The sequence below is a fragment of the Pseudomonas sp. NFX183 genome, assembly GCF_047943075.1.
Lineage (GTDB): Bacteria > Pseudomonadota > Gammaproteobacteria > Pseudomonadales > Pseudomonadaceae > Aquipseudomonas.
On the sequence record NZ_CP181333.1, the window covers coordinates 394,257 to 413,899 of the forward strand.

Consider the following 19,643-nt stretch of genomic DNA (forward strand, 5'->3'; position numbering starts at 1 on the left):
GCACACCCGGGGCAATCACGCCTTGGCGACGGCTGGCGTGGATTTGCTGCGTGGGCGCAACTGCGCGGCCGCCATGGCCTGGTCGGTCACACCGGTTTCGGCGCGCATGCCGGCGGCAAGGAACGGCACCATCAGGCGCATCACTTGTTCGATGGAGGTGTTCACACCGAAATCGGTCTCGGCAATTGCGCGCAAGGCTTTGATCCCGGACATGCTGAACGCCGCAGCACCGAGCATGAAGTGCACGCGCCAGAAGAGTTCGATCGGCGGAATACGCGGCGCGGCTTCGTTGACCAGCAGCATGTAGCGACGGAACACCTTGCCGTACATGTCTTCCAGATAACGCCGCAAGTGGCCCTGGCTCTGGCTGAACGCCAGGCCGAGCAAACGCATGAAGATCGACAGGTCATTGCCGCTGCGTGGTTGAACCACCAGCGCTTGCTCAACCAGAATTTCCAGCAGGTCTTCCAGGCTCGGCTTGTTATCAGGCTTGGTCTGGCGGCGCTCCAGCTCACGGTCGAGGCTGGCGCAGAACGGCCCCAGAAAGCGCGAAAACACCGCCTGGATCAGGGCTTTCTTTGAGCCGAAATGGTAATTCACTGCGGCAAGGTTAACCCCAGCCTTGCTGGTGATCAGCCGCAATGAAGTTTCAGCAAATCCTTTTTCCGCGAACAATTGCTCGGCAGCATCGAGAATGCGTTCAACGGTTTCCGACTGGGCCATGGCTACTCCGCCTGACAAACACTTGTTTGAAACATACGTTTCAGGGTGTGTCTTGTCAAGCCTGCGAGTCCGTTTTCCGGCCGGGCAGTCATCTATTTAACCGCTATTTAATCACATCCTTCCTGGTCTGTAGGCAGCGCTGTTTCTGCCTTGTAGGACGGATGACGAATGACCGTCCAGCGGTGTGCTCAAAAAGGATGATTGCCAAGCGCAGTTCACTGTATATAATCCCAGTCACTGTATAAAAAGACAGAGCGATCAACATGCTAAAACTGACGCCACGCCAAGCTGAGATTCTGGCTTTTATCAAGCGCTGCCTCGATGACAACGGCTATCCGCCGACACGAGCAGAAATTGCGCTGGAGCTGGGGTTCAAGTCCCCAAACGCCGCTGAAGAACACCTCAAGGCCCTCGCTCGCAAAGGCGCGATCGAGATGACCCCAGGAGCTTCTCGCGGTATTCGCATCCCTGGCTTTGAAGCCAAGGCCGACGAATCGACCCTGCCGATCATTGGCCGCGTCGCCGCCGGTGCGCCGATTCTGGCGCAACAGCACGTCGAGGAATCCTGCAACATCAACCCGACCTTCTTCCATCCGCGCGCCGACTACCTGTTGCGTGTACACGGCATGAGTATGAAGGACGTGGGCATTTTCGACGGCGATCTGCTGGCCGTCCACACCACCCGTGAAGCCCGTAATGGCCAGATCGTCGTTGCGCGTATCGGCGATGAAGTCACCGTCAAACGCTTCAAGCGCGAAGGCAGCAAGGTCTGGCTGATGGCCGAAAACCCTGAGTTCGCCCCGATTGAAGTGAACCTGAAAGATCAGGACCTGGTGATCGAAGGCTTGAGCGTCGGCGTCATTCGCCGCTAAAGGAGGCACCATGCAGCTCGTGCACACCCCACAACACACACAACTGTCGCTGTTCGAGGCCTTCATGGCTCAACCTCTTGCGCCTATCCTCAAGGAAACGGTCGAGGCCCCGTGGGGCTCCGAACCTGAGGCGTTCAGTGAATTGTCGTTGCGCGGTGCAGCTGGAAGCTGCCTGAGCCTGCTGGCGCCGATCCTTCGTGAACTGAGCGAGGAGCAGGACGCACGCTGGCTGACGCTGATCGCTCCACCTGCCAGCCTGACCCAGGCCTGGCTGCGAGACGCCGGCCTCAACCGCGAGCGTATCCTGCTGCTGCAACCGCGCGGCGCGCAAAGCGCTCAACAGTTGACCTGCGAAGCCTTGCGTCTGGGCCGTAGCCATACGGTGGTGAGTTGGTTGAACCCGTTGAACACTGCGGCCAAGCAACAACTGATCAGCGCCGCACGGACGGGCGATGCGCAGAGCTTGAATATTCGATTGGGGTAACAGGGAACTGGCTGATTGCGTAGGTGACAGACAGGTATCTGTACCGAGCGGGCTTCTGTGGCAAAACGGACTGATGTGGCGAGCGGGCTTGTTGTGGCGAGCGGGCTTGCCCCGCGTTGGGCTGCGAAGCAGCCCCAAAACCAAGCACCGTGGAATACCTGATATACCGCGTTAATCCATCAGGGCCGCTTCGCGCCCCAACGCGGGGCAAGCCCGCTCGCCACAACAAGCCCGTTTACCACAGCAAGCCCGCCCACAACAGCGAGCCTACTCACCTCAGAGGCTTGCTTACTGCATAGGCCTGCTCACTACAACAAACCCGCCTACAACGAAAAGTGCACTTAACTGCAAAACTCAGTGCAGAACCCGCGGCCCGTCGTCCTTCTCCGGTTCGCCTTCTGCCAGGCGACCCGCCATCTGCACACCGACGCTCAACATGGCTTTGGCCACTTCCACGTGCTGGCCTTGCAGGAATGCTTTTGCGTCTTCGGAAAAATCCAAGATAACCAGAGAACCCTCGTCCTCAGCCCGACGCAGCTCGATTCGGCCGTCAGGCAATTCAACAATTTCCAGAAAGGACGTTGGCATAAAAGTCTGTTCTCCACGAAAGGCCGGGATTATATCAGTCATCCACCCAGCCTCGCAGAGGATCTGAACAGGTTTCTCTACGGCTTGATGAATGGTGCTCATTGGGCCTCGTGCTGGACTTTCTGTGCAACTTGGTTCAACTGTGGGAGCGGGCTTGCTCGCGAAAGCAATCTGTCAGTTGATGCATAGGCCGGCTGATAGACCGCTTTCGCGAGCAAGCCCGCTCCCACATTTGTGATCGCATTCAGTCAGTGACGGCTTCTTAGCACTCGTTCAAACCTTCGCGAAACCGCAACGCCATCTTCTTCAGCTCTTGGCGCCAGCTCTCCAGTTCTTCGCGGCTCAACGGCTTGGGCTCATCCTCCTCCACCGCAACAGCGACAATCAGCGGCTGCGTCACGTCCCCCTTGGGCACATGCGGCACGCGTGGCGGCTGGAACATGTCGGCATGCGCCTTGAGCAGGCGGGCCACCCAGCTGTCGGGGCTTTGGGCCATTTCCACCAGCTCGGCCAGCTCAGGAATGGCCATGCTTTCCAGCACTTCGCGGTTCATGATCAGTTCTGCACGCGGCGAACCGGCCTGGGGCAAACGGTAGAACCCGGCGATTTCATGGCACAGCCCCAACAGAGCGCCGTAGAGATGGAACAATGCAGCCTCGCGTCCCGCCTGCACCAGCGCGATGGCATTCATCTCCTTCCCTTCCTCGGCACGACCAAGGGCTTCCAGGGACAAACCCGCGAAGTAAATTTTCTGATTGGTACGGGTATAGAGTTCGTTGGCCATAACGGCAGTCTCCACAACGAAATAAGCCGGATGCTGGCTCAACAGTGTCACGGATCAGCCGAGACTCCTGCAAGCGCAAAAAAAGGCCGCCTATGCAGGCGGCCTTTGTATTTCGCAACGTAGTCGATCAAGCGCCCTGGCGCTTGTCCTCGACCTTCCACTTGCCGCCGTCGTAGAACGCTTTCCAGCCCGTAGGCTTGCCGTCCACTTCGGTCTGCACGTACTGCTCCTTGGTTTTGCGGCTGTAGCGGATCACGGCCGGGCGACCGTCGGGATCCTTCTTCGGCGCTTCACACAGGAAGTGGTACTTGGGATCGATCTCGTCCTTGTGCGGCACGATTTCCAGCACCAGCGGCGCACGGGTCTCGCGGTTTTTCGGGAACTGGCTGGCGGCCAGGAACAAGCCCGAAGCGCCGTCACGCAGGATGTAGGTGTCGTTGACTTTCTCGCATTTGAGTTCAGGCATCTTCACCGGGTCCATCTTCGGCGGCGCCGCGTCACCGCTTTTCAGCAGTTTGCGAGTGTTCTTGCACGTCGGGTTGGTGCAACCGAAGAACTTGCCAAAACGGCCGGTCTTGAGTTGCATCTCACTGCCGCACTTGTCGCATTCCAGGCTCGGGCCTTCGTAGCCCTTGATGCGGTAGCTGCCCTCTTCGATCTCGTAGCCGTCGCAATCAGGGTTGTTACCGCAGATGTGCAACTTGTGCTTCTCATCGAGCAGGTAGGCATCCATTGCCGTGCTGCAGATCGGGCAGCGGTGCTTGCCACGCAATACCAGCGACTCGGATTCACCCTCGTCGTCAGCGGCAATTTCATCGCCCGGCACCAGGTTGACGGTGGCCTTGCAGCGCTCTTTCGGCGGCAGGCTGTAGCCCGAGCAACCGAGGAACACGCCGGTAGACGCGGTACGAATCTGCATCGGACGGCCGCAGGTCAGGCACGGGATGTCGGTCATCACCGGCTGGTTGGCACGCATGCCACTTTCAGGGCTTTCGGCTACTTCGAGCTTCTTCTTGAAGTCGCCGTAGAACTCATCCAGTACGTTTTTCCAGTCGCGTTCGCCCTGGGCCACGTCATCGAGGTTCTCTTCCATGCCGGCGGTGAAGCCGTAGTCCATCAGGTTGGAGAAGCTTTCGGACAGGCGCTCGGTAACGATGTCGCCCATCTTTTCGGAGTAGAAGCGACGGTTGTGCAGCGCGACATAGCCACGGTCCTGGATGGTCGAAATGATTGCCGCGTAAGTCGAAGGACGACCGATACCGCGTTTCTCCATCTCTTTTACCAGGCTGGCTTCCGAATAACGCGCCGGCGGCTTGGTGAAGTGCTGGGACGGGTCGAGCTTGATCAGCTTCAACGTGTCGCCCTGGGCCATGTCCGGCAGCACATCGTCATCGCCTGGCTTGGCGATTTGCGGCATCACGCGGGTGTAGCCGTCGAACTTGAGGATACGGCCCTTGGCACGCAGCTCGAAGTCGCCCGCACCGACACTGACGGTGGTGGACAGGTATTGCGCCGGCAGCATCTGGCAGGCCAGGAACTGGCGCCAGATCAGCTCGTAAAGGCGCTCAGCGTCGCGCTCCATGCCGGTCAGCTTGCTTGGCTCGGTATTGGCATCGGAAGGACGAATCGCTTCGTGAGCCTCCTGTGCGCCTTCCTTGCTGCTGTAGACGTTCGGCTTCTCCGGCAGGTACTTCTTGCCGAATTCGGTTTCAATATAAGTACGCGCCATCGCCACCGCGTCTTGCGACAGGTTGGTGGAGTCGGTACGCATATACGTGATGTAGCCAGCTTCATACAAACGCTGAGCCATCATCATGGTTTTCTTCACACCAAAGCCCAGGCGGTTACTCGCGGCCTGTTGCAGGGTGGACGTGATGAACGGCGCCGACGGCTTGCTGCTGGTGGGTTTGTCTTCACGCTTGACGATGCTGTAGCTGGAAGCCTTGAGCTTCTCCAGCGCGGCCATGGCCTGGGCTTCGTTCAGCGGCTTGAAGACCTCGCCTTTCTCGCGGGCCACTTCAAAGCGCACGTTGGCGCCCTTGGCGGTGCCGAGGTCAGCGTGGACTTCCCAGTATTCTTCGGGGTTGAACGCACGAATCTCGCGCTCACGCTCTACCACCAGCTTTACCGCCACCGATTGCACACGGCCGGCCGACAGGCCACGGGCGATCTTGGCCCACAGCAGTGGCGAGACCATGTAACCCACGACGCGGTCGAGGAAACGACGGGCCTGCTGGGCGTTTACACGGTCGATGTCCAGTTCGCCCGGCTTGGAAAAGGCTTCCTGGATGGCTTTTTTGGTGATTTCGTTGAACACCACACGCTTGTAGCGGCTGTCATCACCGCCGATGGCTTCGCGCAGGTGCCAGGCAATGGCTTCCCCTTCGCGGTCCAAGTCGGTTGCGAGATAGATGGTGTCAGCATCCTTGGCGAGCCGGCGCAGCTCTTCGATGACCTTTTCCTTGCCGGGAAGGATCTCGTACTTGGCCTTCCAGCCATGTTCCGGGTCTACACCCATGCGCGAGACCAGCTGCTTGCGCGCTTTCTCTTTAGGCGTGAGCACCGGACCTTCGCCCGCAGCCGCCTTGCCGCGCTTGGCGGCAGGCTCCTTGCTGGCGCTAGCCGAACCGCTGGTGGGCAGGTCTCGGATATGGCCGATACTCGACTTCACCACGTACTCGTTGCCCAAGTACTTGTTGATGGTCTTGGCCTTAGCCGGGGATTCCACAATGACCAGCGATTTGCCCATGGATCGGAAAATTCCTGAATTCGAGAAGTGAAAGGCAGTTGGCGCCTGTCGCGGCAACGCTATATATAGTGGCAACAAGGTGAGGTCAAGCGCAGCATTCTGCGCGACCTGCCGTTATTGCCCTGAAAAAAGACTGGGTTCGGCCTGGACCAAAGCAAAGCGCGGGACCTGCTCGCCGTCAACTTCGACGGTCTCCAGGAACATGCTCAATGGGCGCACCCAAAAGCCGTAATCGCCATACAGTGCTTGGTAAAACACCACTTCCTCTTCGGTCTCGGAGTGCCGCGCCACGTTAAAAACGCGGTACTGCGGCCCCTTATAATGTTGGTAGAGCCCTGGTTCGACTTTCATGCTCTGGCCCTCTTGTAAAATTTGTTGAAAAAAAATATTAAAAATTCCAAAAAACAAAAACCGGGGCACTGGGCCCCGGCTTCCGTCAACCCAACGCTTAGACGCGTTCGAAGACGGTGGAAATGCCTTGGCCGAGACCAATGCACATGGTTGCAACCCCAAGGTTGCCGCCATTTTGCTTCATCACGTTAAGCAAAGTGCCGGAAATACGTGCACCGGAGCAACCGAATGGGTGGCCCAGGGCAATCGCACCGCCGTGCAGGTTAACCTTCTCGTTCATCTTGTCGAGTACTTTCAAATCTTTCAGCACTGGCAGGGCCTGTGCGGCGAAAGCTTCGTTGAGCTCGAAGAAGTCGATATCGGAGATGGTCAGGCCCGCGCGCTTCAAGGCTTTTTGTGTGGCCGGTACTGGACCATAGCCCATGATTGCCGGGTCCACACCCGCCACCGCCATCGAACGGATCACGGCCATCGGCTGGATACCCAAGTCCTGGGCACGCTGCGCCGACATCACGATCATGCACGAAGCACCGTCGGTGATTTGCGACGAAGTACCAGCTGTCACGGTGCCGCCCTTTGGATTGAAGGCAGGTTTCAAGGCCGCCAGGCTTTCCAGGGTGGTGTCCGGACGAATGGTTTCGTCGTAGTCGAACAGTTTCAGGAAACCGTTTTCGTCATAGCCGTTCATCGGGATGATTTCATCCTTGAACTTGCCTTCCACCGTCGCCTTGTGGGCGAGCTGGTGGGAGCGCAGGCCGAACGCGTCCTGGGCTTCGCGGGTAATGCCGTGCATTTTGCCGAGCATTTCTGCGGTGAGGCCCATCATGCCCGAGGCTTTTGCCGCGTACAGCGACATGTGCGGGTTAGGGTCGACGCCGTGCATCATGCTGACGTGGCCCATGTGCTCCACGCCGCCGACCACGAACACATCGCCGTTACCGGTCATGATCGCTTGGGCAGCGGTGTGCAGCGCGCTCATCGAGGAGCCACACAGGCGGCTGACGGTCTGGCCAGCGGCGGTGTGCGGGATCTGGGTCATCAACGACGCCATGCGCGCGATGTTCCAGCCCTGCTCCAGGGTCTGGTTGACGCAGCCCCAGATCACGTCTTCGACTTCGTTCGGGTCAACCTTGACGTTGCGCTCCAGCAATTTGCTGATCAGGTGCGCCGACATGTCTTCGGCGCGGGTGTTGCGGTGCATGCCGCCCTTGGAGCGGCCCATCGGTGTGCGACCGAAGTCGACAATCACCACGTCTCTTGGATTCAAGCTCATAAATATTCTCGCTCTAGTCGTCTGGGCGCTTAACCGAAGAAGCTCTGGCCATTTTTGGCCATTTCACGCAGCTTCGCGGTCGGGTGGTACAGCGGGCCCAGATCAGCGTATTTGTCAGCCAGGGCAACGAACTCGGCCACACCGATCGAATCGATGTAACGCAGCGCACCACCACGGAATGGAGGGAAACCAATACCGTACACCAGGCCCATATCGGCTTCGGCGGCGGTTTCAACGATACCGTCCTCCAGGCAACGCACGGTTTCCAGGCACAGGGCGATCATCATCCAGTTGATGATGTCCTCATCGGACACCTCACGCTGCTCGTAGATGACCGGCGCGAGTACTTCGTGCACCGAAGGGTCGGCCACTTTCTTCTGCTTGCCCTTCTTGTCGGCCTCGTAAGCGTAGAAGCCCTTGCCGTTCTTCTGGCCCAGGCGCTTGGCTTCGTAGAGCGCGTCGATCGCCGAACGGCGGTCGTCTTTCATGCGGTCCGGGAAGCCTTCGGCCATGACATCGCGACCGTGGTGGCCGGTGTCGATGCCGACCACGTCCATCAGGTACGCCGGGCCCATGGGCCAGCCGAATTTTTCCATGACTTTGTCGATACGCACAAAGTCCACACCGGCGCTGACCAGCTTGGCGAAACCGCCGAAGTACGGGAACAGCACGCGGTTGACCAAAAAGCCCGGGCAGTCGTTAACGACGATCGGGTTCTTGCCCATTTTCTTGGCGTAGGCAACGGTAGTAGCAATCGCCAGCTCGCTGGACTTCTCGCCACGGATCACTTCCACCAGCGGCATCATGTGCACCGGGTTGAAGAAGTGCATGCCGACGAAGTTTTCCGGACGCTTGAGGGCCTTGGCCAACAAGCTGATGGAAATGGTCGAAGTGTTCGAGGCCAGAATGGTGTCTTCTTTAACCTGGGCTTCTACTTCGGCCAGTACGGCTTGCTTGACCTTCGGGTTCTCGACAACCGCTTCGACCACCAGGTCGACGTGGCCGAAATCGCCGTAGGACAGCGTAGGACGAATGCCGTTAAGCACTTCTGCCATCTTCGCTGCGGTCATGCGACCTTTATCAACGCGGCCCACCAGCAGCTTGGCGGCTTCCGCCAGGCCTTGCTCGATACCGTGCTCGTTGATGTCTTTCATCAGAATCGGCGTGCCTTTGGAGGCCGACTGATAGGCGATACCGCCGCCCATGATACCGGCGCCGAGTACGGCAGCCTGTTTCACGTCTTTGGCGATTTCGTCGTAGGCCTTGGCCTTTTTCTTCAGCTCCTGATCATTCAGGAACAGGCCGATCAGGCTCTGGGCAGCCGAGGTTTTCGCCAGTTTGACGAAGCCTGCAGCTTCCACTTCCAGGGCTTTGTCGCGACCGAAGTTCGCGGCTTTCTGGATGGTCTTGATCGCTTCAACCGGCGCCGGGTAGTTCGGGCCGGCCTGGCCTGCCACGAAACCTTTGGCGGTTTCGAACGACATCATTTGTTCGATGGCGTTGAGCTTGAGTTTTTCGAGCTTTGGCTGACGCTTGGCCTTGTAGTCAAATTCGCCGCTGATGGCGCCTTTGATCAGGTTCAGTGCGGCCTCGGCCAGTTTGTCCGGGGCAACCACAGCATCGACGGCACCGACTTTCAGCGCGTCTTCGGCTTTGTTTTCCTTGCCGGCGGCAATCCACTCGATGGCGTTGTCGGCACCGATGATGCGCGGCAGGCGCACGGTGCCGCCAAAACCTGGGTAGATGCCCAGTTTGACTTCAGGCAGACCGATTTTGGCGGTCGCCGACATGACACGGAAGTCTGCGGCCAGGCACATTTCCAGGCCGCCGCCCAACGCGATGCCATTGATCGCGGCAACGGTTGGCACGTTGAGGTCTTCGAAATCGCTGAAAATCTTGTTGGCTTCGAGGTTGCCAGCCACCAGCTCGGCATCGGGCAGCTTGAAGTTGTCGACGAATTCGGTGATATCAGCGCCGACGATAAACACGTCCTTGCCGCTGGAGACGATCACGCCCTTGACCGAAGCATCTGCTTTGATGGCGTCTACGGCCTGACGCAATTCATTCAGGGTTAGACGGTTGAACTTGTTGACGGACTCACCCTTGAGGTCGAATTTCAATTCGACGATGCCACTTTCAAGAGCCTTAACCGTGATGGCTTTACCTTCGTAAATCATCAACTGATCTCCACGATATGGAAGCTGAACAGTACACATTGGACGCTGGCCTCTGGTTGGACATTGATTATTGGGTCAATGCTCATGCCAATCCGCCAGGCACACCCGCCAACGCGCTAGTCGGGGTTCTGTATGAGCGGTCTGACAGACAAACGCTCAATTCATACGCCCGTTTGATTTGGGTACGTCACCTTCATCCAATTCCGGGCAATTGTCAATCGCTCGAAAGGCTAGGAAAAACGCGACTTTCCAGTCAGTTCAGAACCAAGGCCCACGGCTTACGCCTGGCCAATATTCAACTATTCACGAAATCAATAATGGAGATTTTGTAGGAAAAGACTGTACAGAACAGGATATGCCGCTAGGCTAGCGACAACCTTAATGCGCCTGGATGAACATCTGACGCATGCATCACAGATTTACCGGCCTGCCTGGCCAACTCCAGCCCGATGATGATGTCGGGCTTTTTATTGCCTGGGTTTTATCCGACAGGCATCAAGCCAGGGCCTTGAGCAGCGCATCAATATCCTTCAACACACTCGCCTCGCCCTTCTCGCCCCAGTACAGGGCGATCATCTGCTTGTCCGCCTCGACCTTGTAGACGTTATCCGGCAGGGTCGCAAAGTGCGCCAACAACGTCTCATCGACGCACACTTCGCGCCACTGATTGACCCAAACCCCGGGCTCCAGCTGCCAGTAACACCAAAGGGCCGGCACACTTGCGCGGCGCGGTCGGCAGTACTGCGCGCAAGGGCTTGGCGGCTCGTGCTTGAGCCAGTACGGCCAGTCCTGCGGCGCCAATTGCATGGCCAGGCCGATGCGGCGCGCCTCCATTCGCAGGGCCATGCGCCCGCTCTGATGGCGCGAGGGGCGCAACCATGCCAGAGGGCTCAGTACCACGAGAAGGATTGACACCACTATCCAGACCGTCATATGTGTACTCCCGAATTTCTAGATGAGCGGATTTGACCTGACGCAACCCCATCCGCTTGAAAGCAGCCATACTGAACTTATTGCAGTCCCCTGGAGGAACGCGCCATGTCCAACGAACACTCCTACAAACATATCCTGGTCGCTGTCGACCTGACCGAAGAGTGCGACCCAGTGATCAAGCGCGCGCAGGCTTCAGCAATCGCCAACGGCGCCAAGCTGTCACTCGTGCATATCGTCGAGCCTATGGCCATGGCGTTTGGTGGCGACGTGCCCATGGACCTTTCCCAGTTGCAGCAACAACAGTTTGACCAGGCCAAAGAGCGCCTGGACCGGTTGATCCTCAAGTACCCGGAAGTGACCAAGGAAAACTCCCACCTCACCTACGGCCAGCCTCGTCAGGAAATCCACCACCTGGCCAAGGAACAGGGCTGCGACCTGATCGTGGTCGGCAGCCACGGCCGTCATGGCCTGGCGCTGCTGCTGGGCTCGACCGCCAATGACGTACTGCACGGCGCGCCGTGTGATGTGCTGGCGGTAAAACTGGTAAAAAATACTTAAGAACGGCGCCAAACAACTGTGGGAGCGGGCTGATGTGGGAGCTGGCTTGCCTGCGATAGCATCACCGCAGGCCAACTGACGCACCGCGGTGCCTGCATCGCGGGCAAGCCCGACTCCCACACAAGCCGTCCCACATATCTAATCGCATTCCATATAAAAAGCCCGGCGTTCATACAAATGGGCGCCGGGCTTTTTTAGTGCGCTTGAATCAATCAGGCATCCAGCTCGGCCCAACGCTCAACCAACACTTCCAGCTCCTGGTTCAACGTTTCCAGGGACGCAATGACCTTGGCGGTTTCCGCCGCCGGGCGCAGGTAGAAACCTGCGTCAGCCATTTCTGCCTCTACTGCGGCAATCTGCTGTTCCTTGGCGTCGATATCGCCCGGCAAGGCTTCCAGCTCACGTTGCAGCTTGTAGCTGAGCTTCTTCTTGGTCGACGGTGCAGCGTCCTGGGCCGGAGCAGCAGCGGCAGCCACTGGCGCAACGACAGCGGAGGTCAGGTCGGCCTTGCCGGACTTGCTCTCGGTCACGCCCAGCAGGCGCGGCGAGCCGCCCTGACGCAGCCAGTCCTGGTAACCACCGACGTATTCACGCACCTTGCCTTCACCTTCGAAGACCAGCGTGCTGGTGACCACGTTGTCGAGGAATGCCCGGTCGTGGCTGACCATCAGCACGGTGCCGTTGAAGGTCAGCAAGACCTCTTCCAGCAGTTCGAGGGTTTCCACGTCGAGGTCGTTGGTCGGCTCGTCGAGCACCAGCAGGTTGGCCGGCTTGCTGAACAGCTTGGCCAGCAGCAGGCGCGCACGCTCACCACCGGACAAGGCTTTCACCGGCGTACGTGCGCGTTGCGGGCTGAACAGGAAGTCGCCCAGGTAGCTCAGCACGTGGCGGCTCTGGCCGTCGATGTCGATAAAGTCGCGACCTTCGGCGACGTTGTCGATCACGGTTTTTTCCAGGTCCAACTGATGGCGCAACTGGTCGAAGTAGGCCACGTCGATGCGCGTGCCCTCTTCCACCGTACCGCTGGTCGGTTGCAGACCATTGAGCATCAGCTTGAGCAAGGTGGTCTTGCCGGTGCCGTTGGCGCCCAGCAGGCCGATACGGTCGCCGCGCTGCAGGACCATCGAGAAATCCTTGATCAGGAACGGGCCGTCCGGGTGATGGAAGCTGACGTTTTCCAGGACCATCACCTGCTTGCCCGACTTGTCGGCGGTATCCAGCTGGATATTGGCCTTGCCGGTGCGCTCACGGCGCTCGCTGCGCTCAACGCGCAGAGCTTTCAAGGCGCGTACACGGCCTTCGTTACGGGTGCGCCGGGCCTTGATGCCCTGGCGAATCCAGACTTCTTCCTGGGCCAGCTTTTTGTCGAACAGCGCGTTGGCAGTTTCTTCAGCGGCCAGCGTGGCCTCTTTGTGCACCAGGAAGCTGGCGTAGTCGCCGTTCCAGTCGATCAGGCCGCCACGGTCCAGTTCGAGGATGCGCGTGGCCAGGTTCTGCAGGAAGGAACGGTCGTGCGTGATGAACAGCACGGCGCCCTGGAAATCCTTGAGGGCTTCTTCCAGCCAGGCGATTGCGCCGATGTCCAAGTGGTTGGTTGGTTCGTCGAGCAGCAACAAATCCGGCTCGGACACCAGCGCCTGAGCCAGCAGCACGCGACGACGCCAGCCGCCGGACAACTCGGCGAGGGTCTTGTCGGCCGGCAGTTGCAGGCGGCTCAGGGTGCTGTCGACCAGTTGCTGCAAGCGCCAGCCGTCACGGGCTTCGAGGTCTTGCTGGACGTGCATCAGCTTGTCCAGGTCCTCTTCGGTGACGCAGTTCTGCGCCAGGTGGTGGTATTGCGCGAGCAACTCGCCGACGCCGTCCAAGCCTTCGGCAACCACGTCGAACACTGTCCGTCCGTCGGCCACCGGCAATTCTTGCGGCAATTCGCCGATCTTCAGGCCCGGGGCACGCCAAACAGAGCCGTCATCGGGCTTCTGATCGCCTTTAACCAGCTTCATCATGCTGGACTTGCCGGTGCCGTTGCGGCCGATGATGCACACCCGCTCACCACGGGCGATCTGCCAGGACACCTTGTCCAACAACGGCATAGCGCCGAAAGCAAGGGACACATCGCTGAATTTGAGCAGGGTCATACGCTTCTCCAAAAACTGGGCGCGCATTCTACCTGACTTGAGGGTGGGATGCGGCCGGCATTTTCGCTGGCGACACGTTCTGCAGGACATTTACGATGAACTTCAGCCAGCCGGCCGGCAAAGCTTTCGCCGGTCGCTGGCAAAAGGCTAAGCTAGGGGCAATCAGTGTCGGCGGTGCCGGTGCTAGTCGTGATTTCTCTGCACGGACGTCTCATGCGCAGTCGCCTTTTCAACTTTTTATCTTGTCTGCTTCTTTCCGCCACCGCCGTTCAATCCGCCCAGGCCGTGGACCTCACCACCCAACGTCAATATTACGATGAAGCCAAACGCGCCCTCGCCAAAGGCGACAGCGGGCCGTACATGCAATACAGCCAGGCCCTGGCCGACTACCCGCTCACGCCGTACCTGGCCTATGACGAGCTGACCGCGCGGCTGAAAACCGCGAGCAACGAGGAAATCGAACAGTTCCTCGCTAAAAACGGCGACCTGCCCCAGGCCAACTGGATGAAGCTGCGCTGGTTGCGCTGGCTGGCCGATCGTGGCGACTGGCAGACGTTTGAAAAGTACTACGACGCCAAACTCAATTTCGTCGAACTGGACTGCCTGCATGGTCAGTACCAGCTCACCCATAACTTGAAAGCCGAAGGCTACAAGACCACCGAAAAACTCTGGCTGACCGGCAAATCCCAACCCGCCGCGTGTGATGCCACGTTCGGCCAGTGGGCCGCCGACGGTCAACTCACTGAACAGAAAATCTGGGATCGCGCCAAGCTCGCCGCCGAAGCACGCAACTACGCCCTGGCCAACAGCCTGGTGAAAACCCTGCCGACCCTTGGCGCCCAAGGCCGCCTGATGGTCGACGTGGCGCAAAAGCCGGACATGCTCAGCGACCCGTCGCGCTTCCTGCCGGCCAACGAGGCGATGTCTGACGCCGTCGGCCTGGGCCTGCGTCGCCTGGCACGCCAGGACCCGGACAAGGCCATGGCGCTGCTCGACGGCTACGCCAGCAGCATGCACTTCTCCCGTGACGAAAAAGTGTCGATCGCCCGTGAAATCGGCTTGACCCTGGCACGCCGCTACGACCCGCGCGCGCTGGACGTAATGACCAAATACGACCCGGAGCTGCGTGATAACACCGTCTCCGAATGGCGCCTGCGCCTGCTGCTGCGCCTGGCACGCTGGGAAGATGCCTACCAGTTGACCCGCAAACTCCCACAAGACCTGGCGACCACCAACCGCTGGCGTTATTGGCAAGCGCGCAGCCTGGAGCTGGCCGAGCCGAAAAACCCGCAGCCGCTGGTGCTGTACAAAAACCTCGCGCAGGAACGGGATTTCTACGGTTTCCTCGCCGCCGACCGCTCCAAAGCGCCGTATCAGCTGAAAAACAAGCCGCTGGTGATGAGCCAGGCGCTGGTCAACAAGGTCCGTAACACGCCCGGCGTACGCCGCGCGCTGGAGTTTTATGCACGTGGCCAGATTGTCGATGGCCGCCGCGAGTGGTACCACGTGAGCCGCCACTTCAACCGCGATGAAATGGTCGCCCAGGCCAAGCTGGCCTATGACATGAAGTGGTACTTCCCGGCGATCCGCACCATCAGCCAGGCCCAGTACTGGGATGACCTGGATATCCGCTTCCCGATGGCCCACCGTGACACCCTGGTGCGCGAAGCCAAGGTGCGTGGCCTGCATTCCAGCTGGGTGTTTGCCATCACCCGCCAGGAAAGTGCCTTCATGGACGACGCACGCTCCGGCGTCGGCGCCAGCGGCCTGATGCAACTGATGCCCGGCACCGCCAAGGAAACCGCACGCAAGTTCAGCATCCCGCTGGCCTCCCCGGCCCAGGTGCTGGACCCGGACAAAAACATCCAGCTTGGCGCCGCCTACCTGAGCCAGGTGCACAGCCAGTTCAACGGCAACCGCGTGCTTGCCTCCGCCGCCTACAACGCCGGCCCAGGGCGTGTACGCCAATGGCTGCGCGGTGCTGATCACCTGAGTTTTGATGTGTGGGTGGAAAGCATCCCGTTCGACGAAACCCGCCAGTACGTGCAGAACGTGCTGTCTTACTCGGTGATCTACGGGCAAAAGCTCAACTCACCGCAGCCGCTGGTGGATTGGCATGAGCGGTATTTTGATGATCAGTAAGGCTGACTGACGAAGAGCCTGTGGCGGGTTTTCTGGTGCGGGGCTTGGTGTGGCCAGCAGGGTTAATGTGGCCAGCAGGCCTGTTGTGGCTAGCAGGGTAAATGTAGCCAGCAGGCCTGTTGTGGTGAGCAAGCTTGATGTGGCGAGCAGGCTTGCCCTGCGCTGGAGTGCGAAGCGCTCCCATTCAGGCGCCTCAATATAACCGCTCAAACCGAGTACACAGGTTTTGGGGCTGCTACGCAGCCCAACGCGGGGCAAGCCCGCTCGCCACAGGAACAGCGCAATGCAGGCCGGCTAGCCCTCGCTTTTCGCGACCTCATCACCCTCATTGAACTGCAACGCCGCCAACCGCGCATACAGCGGATTGCTCGCGATCAGCTGCTGATGCGTGCCCACCGCCACCAGCTTGCCCTGGTCCATCACTGCAATGCGGTCGGCGTTTTTCACCGTTGCCAACCGATGCGCAATCACCAAGGTGGTGCGGCCCTGCATCAGTTGCGGCAACGCCTGCTGAATCAAATGCTCGCTCTGGGCATCCAGTGCGCTGGTGGCTTCGTCCAGCAGCAGGATCCGCGCGTCCACCAACAACGCACGGGCGATGGCCAGGCGTTGGCGCTGGCCGCCGGAGAGGCCCATGCCGCCGTCGCCAAGGTGGGTCTGATAGCCCTGGGGCATTTGCAGGATGAAGTCGTGCGCATGGGCGATGCGCGCCGCGGCCTCGACCTGCGCGGTGGTGGCGGACGGGTTGCCGTAGCGGATGTTTTCTTCGACGCTGCCGAAAAACAGCGCCGGGCTTTGCGACACCAATGCGAAGTGGCGGCGCAGGTCCATCGGGTCGAGCGCGGTCAGCGCGTGGCCTTCGAGCAGGATGCGGCCGTGCTGGGGGTCATAGAAACGCAGCAGCAGGTCGAAGATCGTGGACTTACCGGCGCCGGATGGGCCGACCAGTGCCAAGGTTTCGCCGGGATGGATGGTCAGGCTCAAACCGTCGATGGCGTAGCTGTCCGGGCGCGACGGGTAGGAAAAGCGCAAGTCTTGCAGTTCCATGCGGCCGCTGACGCGCTCCGGTAACTGTACGGTGCCATCGGCGGGGGCCTGGATTTCGTTGCTCGACTGCAACAACTCGCCAATCCGCTCGGCAGCACCGGCGGCGCGTTGCAGTTCGCCAAGCACTTCGCTCAACGTACCGACCGCACTGCCCACGATCAGGCTGTAAAACACGAACGCGGCCAGCTCACCGCCGGAAATACGGCCGCCAATCACGTCCATCCCGCCGACCCACAGCATCACGCCAACGGCGCCGAGCACCAGCATGATCACCAGCGTAATCAGCCAGGCGCGTTGCACGATACGCTTGCGCGCCGTGGCAAAGGCCTCCTCCACGGTAACGGCAAAACGCTGCTCGTCCTGGACCTGATGGTTGTAGGCCTGCACGGTCTTGATCTGGCCGAGGGTCTCAGACACATAACTGCCGACGTCAGCGATGCGGTCCTGGCTCAGGCGCGAGAGGCTGCGCACACGCCGGCCGAAAATCAGGATCGGCGCCAGCACCAGTGGCAGCGCGATCACCACGATACTGGTGAGCTTGGGGTTGGTGACAAACAGCAGCACGATGCCGCCGATGACCATCAGGGCATTGCGCAGGAACAGCGACAGCGAGGAGCCGATCACCGATTGCAGCAAGGTGGTGTCGGTGGTCAACCGCGACTGGATTTCCGAGCTGCGATTGTTTTCGTAAAAGCCGGGGTGCAGGTAGATCAAATGGTTGAACACCTGCCGGCGAATATCCGCCACCACCCGCTCGCCGATCCACGACACCAGGTAAAACCGCGCAAACGTACCCACGGCCAGGCCCAGCACCAGCATCATGAACAGGCCAATGGACTGGTTGAGCAGGTGCGGCGACTGCGTCATGAAGCCCTGGTCGACCAGCAGGCGAATGCCCTGCCCCATGGACAAGGTGATGCCCGCCGTGACGATCAGCGCCAGCAAGGCACCCAGCGCCTGCCAACGGTAGGGCGCGATGAAGCGGCTGGCCAAGCGGATCGCACGGCGTTGACGGACTGAGAACATGGAGGGCATCACCTGCGCAGGGGAGATAAGTATCTACACCACAACATTGGGGGAACTTGAGTAAATAACAATGAGTCAGGTTAATTATGCCCGCCGATGCTGATCCCTAGAGGTTATCGGTCTAACCCCCCGCTGGAAATTTGTATCGCTTTCTGGTGGACTGGTTATTCGAACCGGTGACTTTGTAAGGAGTTGTAATAGCTTGGTCACGCGGGGGGCTTAATGTAAGAAACACAGTAGGTACACAACCTGATGAGGAGACAGGCCATGACCTTGCAAAACAGCAGCGATGCCAAGATTGAAGTGATCCGCCAACCGCAGCATCTGCCTTGCTCCGTGATCGACGCTCAAGGCCGCGAAGTGCAGATTACCGAAGAGATGATCCAGCAAGCGTGCCGCGAACTGGAACAGCGCCTGGTCAAGCCTGCGCAGCAAGGCTGATACGCCCGAGCTCTTTCAAACCCGGCCCCTGTGGCCGGGTTTTTTATGCCTTGCGTATGCGCACGCCCTTTGCCGGCGCGTTGCGTTAAAGCAGTTCGGCGCCCAGGGCGGTGACGATCGCCGACAGCCCGGCAGAGTCGCCATTGATTCGCACCTTTAAGCCGTCAATCTCTCGGCGCTGCGGGTAATGCTTGCGCAGCAGGTCGAACGCCTTGCGTTGCTGGTCCACAGAGCCTACGAGGCTACGGCGCAAATCCGCGTCATCACGGCGCGGGTCGTACACGCTGCGGCACAAGGTTGCCAACGCCCAGGCCGGGTCGGTCGAAGCGTTCAAGTGCACCTCGGCCAGCCACGGCTGCGGCAGCAGATCACTTAGCTGGATGCTCGGCGCCTGGCCCAGATGGGCGCAGAACGCCTGATAAATCTGTGCAGTGCCGCGCTGCTTGCCGTCGAGGCTGTAACCGGCGATATGTGGGGTTGCCAGCACACACAGGTCAGCCAGGTCGACATCCACTTCGGGCTCGCCTTCCCACACGTCCAACACCGCTTGCAGGTCCTCACGCTCCAGCAACACTTCACGCAGGGCAGCATTGTCCACCACCGGGCCACGGCTGGCGTTGATCAGCCAGGCGCCAGGCTTGAGGCGGTTGAGGCGCTCGCGGTCAAACAAATGCCAGGTGGAGCCGTTGCCGGATTTGGTCAGCGGTGTGTGCAGACTGATGACGTCGCACTGCTGGATGATCTGTTCGAGGCTGACGTAATCGCCGTCTTCAGCGATCTGACGCGGCGGGTCGCACACCAGCACGTTCCAGCCCAGGCCCTTGAGCACCTTGACCAGCCGCCCGCCGACTTCACCGGCACCGACAACGCCGTAGGTGCGCTGATTGAGGTCGACGCCTTCGATTTCGGCCAGGGTCTGCAGGCTGCCCAGCACATAGTCCACCACGCCACGCGCATTGCAGCCCGGCGCGCTGGACCAGGTGATGCCGGCCTGCTTGAAGTAATCGAGGTCCAGATGGTCGGTGCCGATGGTGCAGGTGCCGACAAACCGTACCGGTGTGCCTTCCAGCAACGCGCGATTGACGTTGGTCACCGAGCGCACCAGCAGCACGTCAGCCTGCCCGACCGTGGCGCGGTCGATGGACCGGCCGGGCACCCGGCGAATCTCGCCAAACCCTTCGAAGAATGCATCGAGCAGCGGGATATTTTCGTCGGCAACAATCAGCATGGCAGGCTCCTTTCGCGGACCAGCAGTGTACAGGGATGCGATCTGTGTAACACCGCAGATGCCAGGTGGGCAGTGCTTATGTGGGAGCCAGACTGGTGTGGGAGCTGGCTTGCCTGCGATGCAGACACCTCG

16 protein-coding genes are annotated in these 19,643 nt (G+C 59.9%); 5 read left to right on the forward strand and 11 right to left on the reverse strand.

Features of this window, described 5'->3' with window-relative positions; all coding sequences use genetic code 11:
- Positions 1-15: 15 nt before the first annotated feature.
- Entirely contained in the window at positions 16-723 is a 708-nt protein-coding gene (locus tag ACM530_RS01940) for a TetR/AcrR family transcriptional regulator (protein ID WP_106576932.1), read from the reverse strand.
- A gap of 263 nt (positions 724-986) precedes the next feature.
- On the opposite strand from ACM530_RS01940, the gene lexA reads away from it, so the two are divergent.
- Together lexA and sulA are read left to right on the forward strand one after the other, a co-directional pair.
- Positions 987-1,595, forward strand: a complete 609-nt coding sequence (gene lexA, locus ACM530_RS01945; protein ID WP_017137423.1) for a transcriptional repressor LexA — start codon at positions 987-989, stop codon at positions 1,593-1,595.
- A gap of 10 nt (positions 1,596-1,605) precedes the next feature.
- On the forward strand, positions 1,606-2,079 hold the full coding sequence (sulA, locus tag ACM530_RS01950) for an SOS-induced cell division inhibitor SulA (RefSeq protein ID WP_106576933.1): 474 nt from the start codon (positions 1,606-1,608) through the stop codon (positions 2,077-2,079).
- Between the two features lie 354 nt (positions 2,080-2,433).
- Here the strand turns inward: sulA and ACM530_RS01955 are convergent, their stop codons facing one another.
- From ACM530_RS01955 to ACM530_RS01985, 7 genes are all read right to left on the reverse strand, one after another.
- Entirely contained in the window at positions 2,434-2,667 is a 234-nt protein-coding gene (locus ACM530_RS01955; RefSeq protein ID WP_053255041.1) for a hypothetical protein, read from the reverse strand.
- Between the two features lie 262 nt (positions 2,668-2,929).
- A complete protein-coding gene (locus ACM530_RS01960; RefSeq protein ID WP_145163040.1) occupies positions 2,930-3,451 on the reverse strand; it encodes a DUF6586 family protein in 522 nt (173 codons plus the stop codon).
- A gap of 127 nt (positions 3,452-3,578) precedes the next feature.
- Positions 3,579-6,200 carry a type I DNA topoisomerase gene (gene topA / locus ACM530_RS01965; RefSeq protein WP_416364159.1) on the reverse strand — a complete coding sequence of 874 codons (2,622 nt, stop codon included), beginning with the start codon at positions 6,198-6,200 and terminating at the stop codon, positions 3,579-3,581.
- Positions 6,201-6,314: 114 nt separating this feature from the next.
- Complete coding sequence (locus ACM530_RS01970; RefSeq protein WP_021490990.1) at positions 6,315-6,551, reverse strand: DUF1653 domain-containing protein; 237 nt, start codon at positions 6,549-6,551, stop codon at positions 6,315-6,317.
- A 97-nt stretch (positions 6,552-6,648) separates the two neighbouring features.
- On the reverse strand, positions 6,649-7,824 hold the full coding sequence (fadA, locus tag ACM530_RS01975; protein WP_106576936.1) for an acetyl-CoA C-acyltransferase FadA: 1,176 nt from the start codon (positions 7,822-7,824) through the stop codon (positions 6,649-6,651).
- Positions 7,825-7,853: 29 nt separating this feature from the next.
- On the reverse strand, positions 7,854-10,001 hold the full coding sequence (fadB, locus tag ACM530_RS01980; protein ID WP_416364160.1) for a fatty acid oxidation complex subunit alpha FadB: 2,148 nt from the start codon (positions 9,999-10,001) through the stop codon (positions 7,854-7,856).
- A gap of 495 nt (positions 10,002-10,496) precedes the next feature.
- Positions 10,497-10,934 (reverse strand): hypothetical protein, encoded by a 438-nt coding sequence (locus ACM530_RS01985; protein WP_416364161.1) that lies wholly within the window; start codon positions 10,932-10,934, stop codon positions 10,497-10,499.
- 105 nt (positions 10,935-11,039) lie between these two features.
- On the opposite strand from ACM530_RS01985, the gene ACM530_RS01990 reads away from it, so the two are divergent.
- Complete coding sequence (locus ACM530_RS01990; protein WP_145163038.1) at positions 11,040-11,492, forward strand: universal stress protein; 453 nt, start codon at positions 11,040-11,042, stop codon at positions 11,490-11,492.
- Positions 11,493-11,704: 212 nt separating this feature from the next.
- Here the strand turns inward: ACM530_RS01990 and ACM530_RS01995 are convergent, their stop codons facing one another.
- Positions 11,705-13,627 (reverse strand): ATP-binding cassette domain-containing protein, encoded by a 1,923-nt coding sequence (locus ACM530_RS01995; RefSeq protein WP_145163036.1) that lies wholly within the window; start codon positions 13,625-13,627, stop codon positions 11,705-11,707.
- Between the two features lie 213 nt (positions 13,628-13,840).
- Between ACM530_RS01995 and ACM530_RS02000 the strand changes: the two genes are divergently transcribed.
- Positions 13,841-15,769 carry a transglycosylase SLT domain-containing protein gene (locus tag ACM530_RS02000; protein ID WP_106576941.1) on the forward strand — a complete coding sequence of 643 codons (1,929 nt, stop codon included), beginning with the start codon at positions 13,841-13,843 and terminating at the stop codon, positions 15,767-15,769.
- 294 nt (positions 15,770-16,063) lie between these two features.
- Here the strand turns inward: ACM530_RS02000 and ACM530_RS02005 are convergent, their stop codons facing one another.
- Positions 16,064-17,851, reverse strand: coding sequence for an ABC transporter transmembrane domain-containing protein (locus ACM530_RS02005; protein ID WP_416364162.1), 1,788 nt, complete (start codon positions 17,849-17,851; stop codon positions 16,064-16,066).
- 258 nt (positions 17,852-18,109) lie between these two features.
- Here ACM530_RS02005 and ACM530_RS02010 point away from each other — a divergent pair, with 258 nt between their 5' ends.
- A complete protein-coding gene (locus ACM530_RS02010) occupies positions 18,110-18,283 on the forward strand; it encodes a PA1571 family protein (RefSeq protein WP_027604248.1) in 174 nt (57 codons plus the stop codon).
- 85 nt (positions 18,284-18,368) lie between these two features.
- On the opposite strand, the gene pdxB is transcribed toward ACM530_RS02010, so the two are convergent.
- Positions 18,369-19,511: a 4-phosphoerythronate dehydrogenase PdxB gene (gene pdxB / locus ACM530_RS02015; RefSeq protein WP_416364163.1), complete on the reverse strand. Its 1,143-nt coding sequence runs from the start codon at positions 19,509-19,511 to the stop codon at positions 18,369-18,371.
- Positions 19,512-19,643 lie beyond the last annotated feature (132 nt).

What these genes read in the sequence shown, in the direction of transcription:
- topA (WP_416364159.1), bottom strand. Translation starts at nt 6,200, where the DNA reads ATGGGCAAATCGCTGGTCATTGTGGAATCCCCGGCTAAGGCCAAGACC.
- lexA (WP_017137423.1), top strand. Translation starts at nt 987, where the DNA reads ATGCTAAAACTGACGCCACGCCAAGCTGAGATTCTGGCTTTTATCAAG.
- ACM530_RS01985 (WP_416364161.1), bottom strand. Translation starts at nt 10,934, where the DNA reads ATGACGGTCTGGATAGTGGTGTCAATCCTTCTCGTGGTACTGAGCCCT.
- ACM530_RS02010 (WP_027604248.1), top strand. Translation starts at nt 18,110, where the DNA reads ATGACCTTGCAAAACAGCAGCGATGCCAAGATTGAAGTGATCCGCCAA.
- ACM530_RS01990 (WP_145163038.1), top strand. Translation starts at nt 11,040, where the DNA reads ATGTCCAACGAACACTCCTACAAACATATCCTGGTCGCTGTCGACCTG.
- sulA (WP_106576933.1), top strand. Translation starts at nt 1,606, where the DNA reads ATGCAGCTCGTGCACACCCCACAACACACACAACTGTCGCTGTTCGAG.
- ACM530_RS01960 (WP_145163040.1), bottom strand. Translation starts at nt 3,451, where the DNA reads ATGGCCAACGAACTCTATACCCGTACCAATCAGAAAATTTACTTCGCG.
- fadA (WP_106576936.1), bottom strand. Translation starts at nt 7,824, where the DNA reads ATGAGCTTGAATCCAAGAGACGTGGTGATTGTCGACTTCGGTCGCACA.
- ACM530_RS01995 (WP_145163036.1), bottom strand. Translation starts at nt 13,627, where the DNA reads ATGACCCTGCTCAAATTCAGCGATGTGTCCCTTGCTTTCGGCGCTATG.
- fadB (WP_416364160.1), bottom strand. Translation starts at nt 10,001, where the DNA reads ATGATTTACGAAGGTAAAGCCATCACGGTTAAGGCTCTTGAAAGTGGC.
- ACM530_RS02000 (WP_106576941.1), top strand. Translation starts at nt 13,841, where the DNA reads ATGCGCAGTCGCCTTTTCAACTTTTTATCTTGTCTGCTTCTTTCCGCC.
- ACM530_RS01955 (WP_053255041.1), bottom strand. Translation starts at nt 2,667, where the DNA reads ATGCCAACGTCCTTTCTGGAAATTGTTGAATTGCCTGACGGCCGAATC.
- ACM530_RS01940 (WP_106576932.1), bottom strand. Translation starts at nt 723, where the DNA reads ATGGCCCAGTCGGAAACCGTTGAACGCATTCTCGATGCTGCCGAGCAA.
- ACM530_RS01970 (WP_021490990.1), bottom strand. Translation starts at nt 6,551, where the DNA reads ATGAAAGTCGAACCAGGGCTCTACCAACATTATAAGGGGCCGCAGTAC.
- pdxB (WP_416364163.1), bottom strand. Translation starts at nt 19,511, where the DNA reads ATGCTGATTGTTGCCGACGAAAATATCCCGCTGCTCGATGCATTCTTC.
- ACM530_RS02005 (WP_416364162.1), bottom strand. Translation starts at nt 17,851, where the DNA reads ATGCCCTCCATGTTCTCAGTCCGTCAACGCCGTGCGATCCGCTTGGCC.